We start from the raw sequence: 13602 nt of genomic DNA, 5'->3' as shown, positions 1-13602 counted from the left end.
AATAGTTATGCTTAATAAAGCCTGTAGAAATTTATCTACAGGCTTTATTATAATCACATATCATTAATCTAATCTGGCTATTAATCTATTGCTTTCAAAACTTCATACAAATGTTCTTTGAATAAATCCCTATCTACTTTTTCACACACTCTGACATTCGGTTCTTTACCTAATCGGCCATTAATATCTACCAGGCTGTAACCGCGTGTCAGTTCTCCTTTTGTTTCCACATCAACGTAATACTTAGCAGACTTCTCCATAATTCTTTCATCAGCTACAATTGCAACGAGCAATGTATCTGGATGAGTCGTTCCATTCAGTTTATGTACTTCTTTATTAAACTTCTTCACGACTTTGTTCACATCTTTAAAGAACTGTGAACCTGCTGTATCAAAGCTTTCAATCTCAGCATGCTCTTCATCGAACATCAGAGAGTAATCTGTACACATATCCCAACCGACCATAGTCATTTCAATACCTGACTGCAGCACTAATTTGGCAGCTTCAGGATCAACGTAAAAATTGTACTCAGCAGCAGGCACTATATTGCCGAGCGCATTATTCGTTCCGCCCATAATGTACAGATGCTCAATCTTCTCTGTGATACCCGGCTCCTTTTTAATCGCCATAGCAATATTCGTTAAAGGTGCAATCGCAAGAAGCGACACTTCACCTGGATTATCGTTAATCGTATCGATGATAAAATCAATCGCATGCGTCGATTCGGCAGAACGCTCAGGTTTAGGGAAGAAAGAATCACCCATACCATCACTGCCATGCACATCCTCGACAGTTCTATGCTCCTGCTCAGTATCACCAAAAATCGGTCCACTGTATCCGGGATAAACAGGAATCTCTGTCTGGCCAGCAACCCGGGTAGTATATAATGCATTATCAATCTGTTGATTAAAATCAACGTTACCGCCGGTAATTGTAATACCCAGAACGTCGAAATTATGTAGAGCAGTTAAAATTGCTATCGTGTCGTCTCCAGCAGTGTCAGTATCTATGATTACTTTTTTCATTAAAAATCCTCACTTCTAAAGATATTTTCTTCACTTTATTACCATTATACTATTTTAATCAATTTCATAACATTCTGTATTTATATGAAGATTATACCTAAGTTCGTTATAATAGACTCAAATCACTCAAGGAGCTTATATATGGAAGAGAAAAATGTAGAAATTTCAGCTTATGAATTTAATAAGAATTCAATTTCAGATTTAAGCAGCGCAAAGTTTAATAACTACCCTGTTGTTTACATACTTCATAATGATAAAAAGAAATCCAGTGCCTATATAGGTGAGACTGTGCAAATCAGAAACAGATTAAACAGCCACATTAAAGATCCTGTTAAAAGTAAGTTGGAGAAAGCTGTAATTGTATCTCACGACCTCTTCAACCAATCAGCAACATACAACATTGAGACTAACTTAATTAACTTCTTTATAGCAGATCAAAAGTATCAAATTTTAAACAAGAGTCAAATTACTTCTGCTGTAACTCATAATTACTATGACAAACCTAAATATAATCATGATATTTTTAAAGAACTGTGGGAAAAACTCAGAGAAGATAAGCTTGTTGATGGTACTTTAGAATATCTGCAAAACAAAGATATATTTAAATTATCGCCTTATAAAGAGTTATCAGAATCTCAAATCGAATTAAAAGAAAATATTCTGGATTTCTGTAAAAGAAATATTAAATCTGACAAACCATCTGTTTATTTTATTAAGGGTGAAGCTGGTACTGGAAAAAGTGTTGTTTTAAGCTCAACTTTCAATGCCATACAAGATTTGTCTTATACAAAAGACGAGAATGATTTACAAGGGACCGAGAATTATCTTTTAGTGAATCACGAGGAAATGATAAAAACATATAAAGCAATATCAGATAGTCTTCCAAACTTGAAGAAGAAAAATTTTATGAAACCAACACCCTTTCTTACAGCTTCAAATAAAGGAAAGATTAATCCTGATATTACATTGATAGATGAAGCACATCTTCTGCTTTCCAGTGAAGATGCATTTAACGGATTTAAAGGCGTAAATCATTTAAATGACATCATTCATAACAGTAAAGTCACAATTATAGTCTTTGATGAAAAACAGTTCCTAAAGCTTAAAAGTTATTGGACTGAAGAGTTATTTAATGAGATTACTCAGGATGCTAACGTTGAAACATTTGAACTGACAGATCAATTCAGAATCCAGGCTGATACATCTGTAGTTGACTGGATAGATAATTTTGTCGCACGTAAGGTAACATCAATCCCTAAATCTACCGGTGACTATGAACTCAAAATATTTGATGATGCTGGTAAAATGTTTGAAGCTATTGATGCAAAAAACGATAAACATAAACTTTCCAGAATCGTAGCCACCTTTGACTATGAGCATAAAAAAGATGGCGGGGATTACTATGTAGAAGAAATCGGCTTCAAAGGTTTGTGGAATACCACTAACGACAGTAGAACTTGGGCAGAACGACGTGAAACAATTAAAGAAGTTGGATCTATCTATACAGTCCAAGGCTTTGACTTAAATTATGTCGGTGTCATACTCGGGCCTTCTGTTTCATATAATGAAAAGACTGAGCAGCTTGAAATTATTTCAAAAAACTATAAAGATAAAGGTGCATTTCAAGATTTCAAGAATAAATCCGTTGAATACACTGTTGAAGATACTAAAGAACAAATTATCCTAAACTCAATCAACGTATTAATGAAACGTGGAGTTAAAGGATTATATATTTATGCTAGCGATGAAAAACTACGCAAAGCTTTAAACAAAGCAAAACGAGGTGAACTGTAATGAAAGACTTAACAGATAAGATTAATGAATTCAGGGATGAACGAAACTGGAGACAGTTCCATAACTCAAAAGATTTAGCATTATCTTTATCATTGGAAGCATCTGAACTACTGGAGAATTTCCAATGGTTGTCCGCTGAAGAAGGTGCAGAAAAAAACAGAGAGAATATTAAAGACGAACTTGCCGATGTATTTATTTATGGTTTAATGATGGCAGATGACTTAGATATAGATATGAACGAAGCGATACTAAATAAACTTAAAAAGAATGCAGAAAAATACCCGAGTAAGTAAAAAGGAAAGCTGAAATCAGCTTTCCTTTTTATTCTAATTACAAGAATTATCTTCTTTTAACAACAAGAGCACCTATTCCTACAATCCATATATATGCAAAAGCGAATATCCAAAGATATACTAACGGCATTGTTTCATTACCCATCATTGTAAATACCGCTATACCGATAATCAAAATAGCCATAAAGATATGCGAGCCATATGCAAAGAAATTAAAAATATTATGAGTTACCCGTTCATCAACTTCCGGCACATTATCTTTCTTGCTCTTCTTTTTTATTACTTCAATAATTATTAGAATAATAATTGCTGCTGATCCACCTGCAAGGACTTCATATGGAAATTCACCTTGTATAAAATATACCAGAAGCGATCCCAGAATAGCTCCGAAAAACGTGCAAGTAATCATGAACAATGAACTATATTTCTCTGGAATCAATACTTTCTTTTCATTCTTGGCACTCATTCGTCATCCCCCTTTAAAATAAATAACTCGTCTATCGGTACATCGAAATAATCTATCAACTTTAGTGCTAACTCCAGACTCGGATTATATTTATTCTTTTCAATTGCATTGATAGTCTGTCTCGTGACCTGTAAATCCTCAGCCATTTTAACCTGGGTTATCCCCCTGGACAGACGTATTTCTTTTATATAGTTAACCACTTTCATTAAATACGCCTCCCTGCGCTGTAAAGTTATCTTTACATAGACAATAACAAAATACCCGTAGAATGTAAAGAAGTCTTTACCTCCAACGGATATCTTTTAAAATTATATACTTACTGATAATCAGTAATTTTCAGTATGCCATCTGTATCCAATACTGTATAGGTCACCTGAGACGTTTCCTGTCCATTTCCTAGTCTAACTTCAATGTTCGACTGCTTGTATCAATTGTACTTCTTGTGACACCGGTTTTTCTATGTATATTTATTATCTTTTCAACGCATCTCAATGCGACGGTTTGAACCGATTCTAGCGTATCGAATAAACATCATATCCTGCTATGTATTCAATTTCTCCTGATTGATTACATTATATATCGTCCCTTTTGACACACCGGTCATTTTCATTATCTCATTGATGGTATATGTTTTACTATGATAGAGTGATACAATCATATTCACTTTCTCTTGAGTGATTCGTGGTCGTCCACCAACCCTGCCTCTCGATCGTGCGGATTCTAACCCTTTTTTTGTTCTTTCACTAAGTAGGCTGGCTTCCAGTTCAGCGAATCCACTCATCATCGTAAAGAAGATTTTCCCCATCGCATCTTTCGTGTTAATGTTCATATCGATGATTTCCAAATCTATCCCATTGTCTTCAAGATGTTGCGATAATTCGATCAGTTGCTTTGTAGTCCGTCCCAATCGATCGAGTTTAGTAATCACAAGTGTGTCGTCGTCACGCAAATAGTCGAGACAGTTATCTAATTCCGTGCGTTTAAACTTTCGCCCACTCACTTTTTCAGAGAATATACGGTCACATCCGACTGCCTTTAACATATCAATTTGACTATCTAAGTTCTGATCCCGAGTACTGACGCGTGCATATCCAATTTTCGCCATTTTCTCACTCCTTTCCAGTCGTTTTTATCGTATTAAACACACACTGACCCTATCAATGTTCATAAATCAAAGCGTACAGCTGATGCTTGAGTTCAAAAACTCAGGTGTTTTCATATTATTTATACGTTGATTATTATACGTGTTTTTGAACTTTAATCATATATTTAAAGGACTATTTTATTCGTTTATAAAACAGTCCAATTAACGGTCGTTTTAAGAACTACCTAAAGATATTTTGGAAACTTTGGAGTCTTGTGCATGCTCGTGTGGATCAATAACTGGAAAAGGCTCTGGAGCCTAAGTTCAGAAAGGAGAGATTATATGTCTAAAGTCAAAGAATTGCCCAAAGATATTCTAGAAACTTTGGAATCTTGTGGATGTGCATGTGGATCAAAGATTGGTAGTGGCTCTGGTTATTAAATAGGGGCAGCATTGCTGCCTTTATATTTTAAAAGGAGGTTTTTGTGTGAAATTAGTAGAAGACCTAATTCATATAAAAGAAAATCAAAAATCTTTATTATATTCTCCAGACTATAACAAAGCTGTTATTGTAGATGAGGAAGTATATGAACATATTAATAAAAATCCTCATTCTATTGATACAAACTCTTTAGAAATAGAAGACGTAGAAAAGCTTATTAGAAATGGTATTATATATGAAAGTATTGATGCATATAATGAAAACATCTTTGATAAAATTTTAAAAAATAGAGATACTAGTGTAACAATAGATACCGTTTATTTTCATGCAACGCAGAGATGTAACCTTCGATGTACGTATTGTTACAATATGGAAAACTTAAATAAACCAGATCAGCTGACAACTGAAGAATGCAAGAACACAATTTATGAGCTTTCACAAATAGGTACTAAACATATTAACTTTACTGGTGGAGAAATATTACTCAGAAAAGACATTATTGAGCTCTGCAAATATACTAAGTCTTTAAGTATGACATGTGATATCCTTTCTAATGGTATGCTTCTTAATAAAAAATTAGAGCTTTTAGACTATGTCGATCATTTCGTAATTAGCTTAGATACTCTAAAAGATGAAAATAATTTAAGATTAGGTCTAAATATCAAAAAACTGATTAGAAATCTGGAAGCGATACCAAATGAATTCAAGTATAAGTTTCTAATTCGTTCTGTTGCAGTAAATGATAACGATGATTGGAAAGATGTTGAGGAATTTGTTACAAAAAGTTTGGGAATGGATTATATAGTCGTTCCTTTTATTCCAAACAATTATGACGAAGATTTACAATATATTCCCAATCTTAATTGTTTACCACTAGATAAACAAGATTGCTCTACTAGTGGAGCAATCTGTGGAGCATCATTTAAAATAATTGCTATTGATTCTGATGGATCAATATATCCATGTCAAACAATGATACAAGAGAATTATAAGATTACAAACGTAAAAGAGGAAAATTGGTTGAGTGTACTTAAAGAATCATCCATTACAGCTAAGTTTCAAGATCGTGCTGTCTACAATATAAAAGGATGTAACACTTGTTCTATCCGACATTTATGTGGCGGTGGTTGCAGTGCGATATCAGAAAATTTATTCGGGGATATCAACACTAGCAGTGAAGTTCTATGTGGGTTACAAAAAAGAATTGCTGAGAATAAATTAAAGAATATACTCAACACCTATGGATAAAAAATTAGCAACTTTATTTGAAAAATATTATTTATATACTCCTCTACCCATGAGTGACAGTAACCCCGAAAAATATATTTTATCGTATAATGACAAATACTTAAAATTAAGTAAAGATAATTTATTATTCTGGAATGTCTTTGACCTATTAGGTATTGATTACTATGTCAGTCGAGGACTTTTATATATTAAAAAAGCACCTTCATCTTTACAGATACACGATCATTCTCAAGTTTGCTTAATTAATAATCATAATCCTTTCAAAGAACTTATTGAGAAACGTGATTCTTACCAACTTTTACTAAAATTTAAAAATAGAATGTATTTAGTTTCTATTAAAACACCAGAAGTTATGTATAATAATGAAGATAAAAATCTCATACTAAGAGAAAATAACAATCTATTTATTAAATTTCAAAATGTTAACGGTAATCTAGAGTTCTCGAGGATTCTTAATACACCTGTTGAAAATCTAATTATAGATTTATCTGGAAATTCTGGTGGTTCAGTTAAAAATGCTATACTTTTTCTAGAACACTTCATTCCTTATAAAGAAAACATTGTCTACTTTAAAAGTCGTCATAATGATTATAAAGTAACTTGTAGTAATAAAATGACCATATCACCCAAATGTATACATGTTTTAATTGACCACCACACACTAAGCTCTGCAGAATTAATAGCAAAAGCATTAAAAGTAAAATGTAACGCAAAGATATATGGCAGTAGTTCTGGTGGCAAAAATATAGTTACAAATACATTTAAATATAAATCATATTATATTAAAATACCTCAATTCATATATTATTTTAACGATGACGTAGACGCTTCCCCTCGGTTAAGTGCTGATTAAATGATTAACAACTAAAGGAGATGATATACAAATGAAAGATATAATGCTTAAGAATAAAAAATTTGTTATCATCACCTTTATTTTGACTTTATTTACCGCAATTCTAACTGTTTCTGTACCTATTCTATTGTCCAACATTTTTAATAATAACTACACGATTAATACTCCAAACTTTATACTGATTATTGTATTTATGTTTATTACCTATGCGATTCAAATTTCAATGGTCATCATACGTGAAAACTTCGCATTAAAGTTTAATACTGACTACACCAAGGAACTATACGCAAAATTATTTAATATGAAATATGATTCGATTTTAGAACAAGGGTCTTCTTACTTAATTGATCGTATTGGCCAAACGGTTAATAACTTATACCTATTTTTAATTAACAGTCTTGTTGGCATTATAAGTAATGTCATTATCATCACGGTTTCCCTTGTCCTTATTGGCTTGATTAATATTTATCTATTTCTAATGCTATTGGCACTCGTCCCCATTAATTACTTAGGATATAAATTTATTAATAGAAAGCTTCATGAGAAAAGTAAGGTCATGCAAGAAGAGACATCTTCCGGTTATAAAGAGTTAATCGCTATATTTAAAAATACCGATATGATTAAGCAGGAAAGTGACTATAAAAGAATAGCGTCAATGATTTCTCCTTCTATTGAAAGAATTTACCGTTCAATGGCGAATGTAAATAAATTTGGACAAAGTACGAGCTTAATTATCAAACTAGTCAACAGTTTCGTTCAAAATTTAATGTTCTTCGCCTTGGCTTACTTAATATTCACGGGAGAAACACAAGTCGGTGATTTAGTCATTGCAAGTATCGTACTTCCGATATTCTTCACTGCTCTTCAAGCATTTACCAATGTAAACCTGGAATATAGAGATTTAATTGTATCAAAAGAATTTGTTGAAGAAAGTATTATGAATGAACAGGAAAAACAGAAAGATATTATTTTAGAAGATATAGAATCTATACATTTTGGTAAAGTTGACTTCAATGTTGCTAAGAAAAGTATCACATACAATATTAATGCTACTTTTAGTCGTGGTGATATTATTTATATTGATGGGCCTTCAGGATCAGGAAAAAGCAGTTTGATGAAATCACTATTAAAATTCAGAGATGCTTCAGGTATACGTATAAACGAACATAAGTTAGAAGATATCAACATTAAGTCCTTAAGAAGTCATATATTTTATTTATCACAAGAAACATCAATCTTACCCTTTACCTTAAAAGAGAACATTGCCTTTGGATCTGTTGATCCATATTATGACTGGAGTAATCTGCAAAATTCTGAACTAATGGGTTCAATACTTAACAATCACAGTTTAGATGGGAAGTTGTTAGATCAAGGTAGTAACTTGTCAGGCGGAGAAAAACAAAGAGTTATGCTAGCAAGATTATTAAAAGAAGACTATGATGTCGTAATATTAGATGAGGTAACTAGTAATATCGATAAAGATTCACAAAATATAATTCTAAATACAGTCCTTGAGAGAATGAAAAACAAAATTGTATTTGTAATATCTCATGACTTAACAGTTAAAGAATTTTGTAATAAAGAAATTAAAATAAATTCTACTCAATAGAACAAAATTTGAGTAGAATTTATTCTAGGTGTTTCTAAACTTGTATTTAAAACTAAAATTTGTTAATAACGGTCGTTTTTTGAACTACTATTTTTAATTTAATTATTATTCTACCTTCATGAATTTCTGATAGTTGGTCTATAGTTTGTTATTATTATTGTAGAACAAATATTCACAAATAGAGATTATCCAATGATATCTTTTCAAATAGAGCTTTAAAAAGTATAGAAAACGTAGGAAAGATACTTCTTCCTGACTTTGAAAAAAATATCTAATTCTCTCAGTACAGTTACCTACAGTGGCAGAAAACTCTAAGTAACATGTAGAGGAAGATAATTTCAATATAGATAGAGAAGCTGTAGATTGGCCGAGTTATAAATTGAAAGTAATATCTCAAATCAAATGAAAGGAATGTTGAATATTTGTATAAGATTCTAATTGATACCTGTGTTTGGCTTGATCTTGCAAAAGATTATCAGCAACAAGCGACTTTAGATGCACTTGAAGAATCAATTCAACAAGGAAAAGTGGAGTTGATTCTACCAAGGACAATTATCGATGAATTTGAGAGAAATAAAGACCGTATCGTCGAACAAAGTGGACGAAGTTTATCTAGTACTTTGAAAAGAGTAAAGAAAGTAATTGATAAATTTGGCGATCCGGAACAAAAAATGGATGTGATAACTCAACTTAATGATGTTGATCATCGACTTCCTATGTTAGGTGAAGCTGCAGCTGATATGGTTAATCAGATAGAAAGATTGTTTAGTAGTACTCCCATAATTGAAATTTCAGATGCAGTGAAAATTCGATCAGCACAGCGTGCTATCGATAAACGAGCCCCGTTTCACAGACAACGTAATGGAATTGGTGATGCAATATTAATCGAGGTTTATGCAGATGCTGTCAGAGAAAAAGAAGTGGTGGAAAATCGTTATGTCTTTATCTCACATAATACTCATGATTTCAGTCATCAGGAGAAAAATAACAAACTACCGCACCCGGATATCGAAGAATATTTTTCGTCGACAAAATCATTTTATTTTATAACTTTAGGTGAAGCATTAAAATACATTCAACCAGAAGAATTTGACGATCTAATGATTGAATATAATTGGCTTGAAGAACCAAGAAGACTGACTGAAATTATCGAAGCTATCGAAGAGCTTGGCACAAAAGTTTGGTACAATCGTCATCAGGTTTTAAGAGAAAAAGTCGAAGAAGGAATTATTCAAATTGTTGAAGAAGAAAACTTCCCAATCAAGAGCCATTCAACACGACCAATCCAACGCGATATTTGGGAAGGAGCGCTTAGAGCAGCTGAAAAAGTCGAAGAAAAATATGACTCGGAAGAGCTAATTCCGTGGGATGAATTTGAATGGGGAATGATTAACGGAAAACTCTCTGCATTACGATGGGTTTTAGGAGATGAATGGGATATGTTAGATACATAGTTTAAGGTTTTCTAACAATACTCTGTTAATCTGCAAATAGGTAATTACTGTAATCTTTTTATATTATACTATTCATCCCCCTAATCTATGTTGAAGGAGATTTGAGATGGTTCTGTTGCAAAGTAAAAAAATATAGCTAACCACTAATTTATCATGTCAGTGTTCGCTTAACTTGCTAGCATGATGCTAATTTCGTGGCATGGCGAAAATCCGTAGATCTGAAGAGACCTGCGGTTCTTTTTATATAGAGCGTAAATACATTCAATACCTTTTAAAGTATTCTTTGCTGTATTGATACTTTGATACCTTGTCTTTCTTACTTTAATATGACGGTGATTTTGCTCAATGAGGTTATTCAGATATTTCGATGTACAATGACAGTCAGGTTTAAGTTTAAAAGCTTTAATTACTTTAGCCATTGCTACCTTCGTTGAAGGTGCCTGATCTGTAATTACCTTTTGAGGTTTACCAAATTGTTTAATGAGACGTTTGATAAACGCATATGCTGAATGATTATCTCGTTGCTTACGCAACCAAATATCTAATGTATGTCCCTCTGCATCAATGGCACGATATAAATAACTCCATTTTCCTTTTATTTTGATGTACGTCTCATCAATACGCCATTTGTAATAAGCTTTTTTATGCTTTTTCTTCCAAATTTGATATAAAATTGGGGCATATTCTTGAACCCAACGGTAGACCGTTGAATGATGAACGTTTACACCACGTTCCCTTAATATTTCAGATATATCACGATAACTCAATGCATATCTTAGATAGTAGCCAACGGCTACAGTGATAACATCCTTGTTAAATTGTTTATATCTGAAATAGTTCATACAGAAGACTCCTTTTTGTTAAAATTATACTATAAATTCAACTTTGCAACAGAACCTTCCACTTTATATAGCTCACGCCAAAACTAATAATCAAAAAACTGCCATCCACTGTCTCTGGACAGATACGATGGCAGCGATAATATGACTTTATTTAGGAAGCTTGGAAGCAAGGACGTCAATATTTTCAATCACTGGTGGCTCTGCGAAAAGTTCAGGAGATTTCTCCGTCAATGCCGCAGCCACTTGACCAGAAAGGTGTGCTTGACGACCTGTGTCGTCCGGGAATGCGTCAAAGATGCCGAATGTCGTAGGTCCAAGTCGGATCGCAAACCATGCGATCGTTTCTGACTCCTCCTGAACCACAGGTAGGGCCCCACGTAGGAAGCTTTCAACTTCCTCTTCTTTTCCAGGTTTTGCTTCTAGTCGAATCAATAGCGCTACATTAACCATTTTTCTACCTCCTCCTCAAATTAGAAACTTCATCCATTAATATATCACATAACATTTTTTATCGGAAGTACATATGCTTGGGCAAAGGGGTGTCATTAAAAAAACAACCACTCTTTTTTAAAGTGTCCTTGACACGGGGTCCACTTTAGTGCTCATGATACCCCTTTTATTTTTTAATGAGAGAAACTACCTCCTCTAATATTATCCAATAATTTAATATCAGAGAACAAAAGTTTTTATAGTCTATTCTGGTTTAAATACAACTTTAATGTTGTTATCCTTCTTTTGATCAAATACTTTGTAAGCTTCGTCTGCCTTTTCAAGTGGGAAAGTATGTGTAATAATTTCTGTAGGATCAAATACTTCATCTTTAATCATCTCGTAAAGTTTAGGCATTAGATGAATAACAGGAGCCTGTCCACTTGTTACTGTAATATCACGGTTAAATATTAAATCTAGAGGGAAATTATCAGCAGGTGATCCATATATACCGGTAAGCTGTATTGTCCCAAACTTTCTTACTGATTCAGTAGCGGTAAGTATAGGACTTATTGTTCCACGTTGTTGAGAATTCTCAGATAGCTCTTGTTCTGGACTCGACTGCTGTCCATCCATTCCTACACAATCAATAACAACATCTGCGCCGCCTCGAGTTTTTTCTTTAAGAAGTTTACCTATTTCTTGTTCTTCATCAAAGTTATACACTTCAGCACCATTGTATTTTTTGGCGTGATTGAGACGATGCTGTACATTGTCAATCGCAATCACTCTCTCTGCACCTTTTAGTTTCGCAAACTTCTGCGCCATTAAACCGATAGGGCCACAACCTAATACAATGACTGTATCTCCCGGTTTAACGCCTGAGTGTTCTACACTCCAGTAAGCAGTAGGTACAACGTCTGATAAGAATAAAACTTGCTCGTCTTTTAGATTGTTATCAGGAACCTTAAATGAAGAAAAGTCAGCATGAGGTACTCTTAAGTATTCTGCCTGTCCTCCCCAGTGATTACCATGAAGGTTACCAAAACCGAATAGTCCACCATTATCTAACTTCCAGTTCGCTGGTGTTTCATTAGAATTGTCACACTGAGATTCCATGTCGTTATTGCAGTAGAAACAGTCCCCGCACCCAATATTAAAAGGTATTACCACACGATCTCCTTTCTTTAGTTTTTTTACATCTTTTCCTACCTCTTCAACAATACCCATCGGTTCATGTCCAATGACAAAACCAGGTTCCATGAATAAATCACCTTGATGATATAAATGTAAATCTGAACCACAAATCCCAGATGCTGTTATCTTTATAATTGCATCAGTTGATTCAATAATCTTAGCGTCTTCAACTTTTTCCATCTTCATCTTCTGATGTCCTTGATAAGTGACTGCTTTCATGTTGAATCGTCTACACTTGATTGGACAACTCCTATGAGGGAGGTTATTGTTAAATCAATAAAAGTAGGCGTTTTTTTATGTCAAGAACGAGGAGAACATTTACCCCTGAATTTAAACTACAGATGGTCCGATTATTTGAAAATGGTAAATCAAAATCTGAAATTGTACGGGAGTATGATCTCACGGCTTCGGCTTTAGATAAATGGGGTAAAAATCATCAGAACACAGGCTCATTTAATCATATCGACAATTTATCTGAGGAAGAACGTGAACTCAGAACACTTCGCAAGGACATTCAACAATTAAAAATGGAGAACGATATTCTAAAGCAAGCAGCGCTGATCATGGGACGAAAATAGAAGTCATTCGTAAGAATGCACACAAATATTCAGTGTCAGCAATGTGCAAAGTCCTGCAAATCTCTAGAAGTACCTATTATTTTAAAATGAATAAACAAAGAACCCACAAGCAGTATGAGCGAGACAACGAGATCAATGAAACAATTATTCAGGTATTTAATTCTAACCGAAAATGTTTTGGCACCCGAAGAATAAAAAATGCATTAGATAAACAAGGTTTGATAGTCTCGAGAAGACGTATTGGTCGGATCATGAAACAGAACAACCTAGTGTCAACCTATACTGTCG

General features: G+C 33.6%; 15 protein-coding genes. 8 read left to right on the top strand and 7 right to left on the bottom strand.

The genetic code is table 11. The features are described from left to right. Nucleotides 1–80: 80 nt before the first annotated feature. Entirely contained in the window at nucleotides 81–1025 is a 945-nt protein-coding gene (locus H625_RS0110300) for a nucleoside hydrolase (protein WP_026859834.1), read from the bottom strand. Nucleotides 1026–1166: 141 nt separating this feature from the next. Between H625_RS0110300 and H625_RS0110295 the strand changes: the two genes are divergently transcribed. After that, on the top strand, nucleotides 1167–2819 hold the full coding sequence (locus tag H625_RS0110295; protein WP_026859833.1) for a DUF2075 domain-containing protein: 1653 nt from the start codon (nucleotides 1167–1169) through the stop codon (nucleotides 2817–2819). Continuing rightward, the gene (locus H625_RS0110290) at nucleotides 2819–3112 is read left to right on the top strand and encodes a nucleotide pyrophosphohydrolase (protein ID WP_026859832.1); all 294 of its coding nucleotides are present in this window, start codon (nucleotides 2819–2821) and stop codon (nucleotides 3110–3112) included. Before H625_RS0110295 ends, H625_RS0110290 begins: the two co-directional genes overlap by 1 nt. Before the next feature lie 46 nt (nucleotides 3113–3158). On the opposite strand, the gene H625_RS0110285 is transcribed toward H625_RS0110290, so the two are convergent. The 3 genes from H625_RS0110285 to H625_RS0110275 form a co-directional block, all read right to left on the bottom strand. After that, on the bottom strand, nucleotides 3159–3578 hold the full coding sequence (locus H625_RS0110285) for a hypothetical protein (RefSeq protein ID WP_026859831.1): 420 nt from the start codon (nucleotides 3576–3578) through the stop codon (nucleotides 3159–3161). Then, nucleotides 3575–3784: a helix-turn-helix transcriptional regulator gene (locus H625_RS0110280; RefSeq protein ID WP_026859830.1), complete on the bottom strand. Its 210-nt coding sequence runs from the start codon at nucleotides 3782–3784 to the stop codon at nucleotides 3575–3577. Before H625_RS0110280 ends, H625_RS0110285 begins: the two co-directional genes overlap by 4 nt. A gap of 335 nt (nucleotides 3785–4119) precedes the next feature. Beyond that, a complete protein-coding gene (locus H625_RS0110275; protein WP_026859829.1) occupies nucleotides 4120–4683 on the bottom strand; it encodes a recombinase family protein in 564 nt (187 codons plus the stop codon). A 466-nt stretch (nucleotides 4684–5149) separates the two neighbouring features. On the opposite strand from H625_RS0110275, the gene H625_RS0110265 reads away from it, so the two are divergent. From H625_RS0110265 to H625_RS0110250, 4 genes are all read left to right on the top strand, one after another. Next, nucleotides 5150–6352 (top strand): radical SAM/SPASM domain-containing protein, encoded by a 1203-nt coding sequence (locus tag H625_RS0110265; RefSeq protein WP_026859828.1) that lies wholly within the window; start codon nucleotides 5150–5152, stop codon nucleotides 6350–6352. Further along, nucleotides 6345–7205: a S41 family peptidase gene (locus H625_RS0110260; protein WP_026859827.1), complete on the top strand. Its 861-nt coding sequence runs from the start codon at nucleotides 6345–6347 to the stop codon at nucleotides 7203–7205. The genes H625_RS0110265 and H625_RS0110260 overlap by 8 nt, the downstream gene beginning before the upstream one ends. Nucleotides 7206–7236: 31 nt before the next feature. Next, nucleotides 7237–8814: an ATP-binding cassette domain-containing protein gene (locus tag H625_RS0110255; protein ID WP_026859826.1), complete on the top strand. Its 1578-nt coding sequence runs from the start codon at nucleotides 7237–7239 to the stop codon at nucleotides 8812–8814. Nucleotides 8815–9236: 422 nt separating this feature from the next. Then, nucleotides 9237–10268, top strand: a complete 1032-nt coding sequence (locus H625_RS0110250; protein ID WP_026859825.1) for a PIN domain-containing protein — start codon at nucleotides 9237–9239, stop codon at nucleotides 10266–10268. Nucleotides 10269–10435: 167 nt separating this feature from the next. Here H625_RS0110250 and H625_RS0110245 read toward each other — a convergent pair whose 3' ends face one another. The 3 genes from H625_RS0110245 to H625_RS0110235 all read right to left on the bottom strand — a co-directional run bounded on the left by H625_RS0110245 (nucleotide 10436) and on the right by H625_RS0110235 (nucleotide 12955). Continuing rightward, nucleotides 10436–11110 carry an IS6-like element IS257 family transposase gene (locus tag H625_RS0110245; RefSeq protein ID WP_026859824.1) on the bottom strand — a complete coding sequence of 225 codons (675 nt, stop codon included), beginning with the start codon at nucleotides 11108–11110 and terminating at the stop codon, nucleotides 10436–10438. Nucleotides 11111–11257: 147 nt separating this feature from the next. Continuing rightward, a complete protein-coding gene (locus H625_RS0110240; RefSeq protein WP_026859823.1) occupies nucleotides 11258–11560 on the bottom strand; it encodes a putative quinol monooxygenase in 303 nt (100 codons plus the stop codon). A gap of 243 nt (nucleotides 11561–11803) precedes the next feature. After that, nucleotides 11804–12955 (bottom strand): zinc-dependent alcohol dehydrogenase, encoded by a 1152-nt coding sequence (locus tag H625_RS0110235; protein WP_026859822.1) that lies wholly within the window; start codon nucleotides 12953–12955, stop codon nucleotides 11804–11806. A gap of 77 nt (nucleotides 12956–13032) precedes the next feature. On the opposite strand from H625_RS0110235, the gene H625_RS0110230 reads away from it, so the two are divergent. Both H625_RS0110230 and H625_RS13490 read left to right on the top strand, forming a co-directional pair. After that, nucleotides 13033–13314, top strand: a complete 282-nt coding sequence (locus H625_RS0110230) for an IS3 family transposase (protein WP_035785821.1) — start codon at nucleotides 13033–13035, stop codon at nucleotides 13312–13314. Between the two features lie 41 nt (nucleotides 13315–13355). Beyond that, nucleotides 13356–13602: IS3 family transposase (locus H625_RS13490; protein WP_156897223.1), on the top strand; the 247-nt coding region annotated here is incomplete at its 3' end.

The organism is Jeotgalicoccus psychrophilus DSM 19085 (assembly GCF_000425845.1).
In the GTDB taxonomy this organism is placed as follows: Bacteria; Bacillota; Bacilli; order Staphylococcales; family Salinicoccaceae; genus Jeotgalicoccus; species Jeotgalicoccus psychrophilus.
The sequence above is the reverse complement of the archived record's forward strand: the minus strand, read 5'-3'. Positions and strand labels throughout refer to the sequence as shown.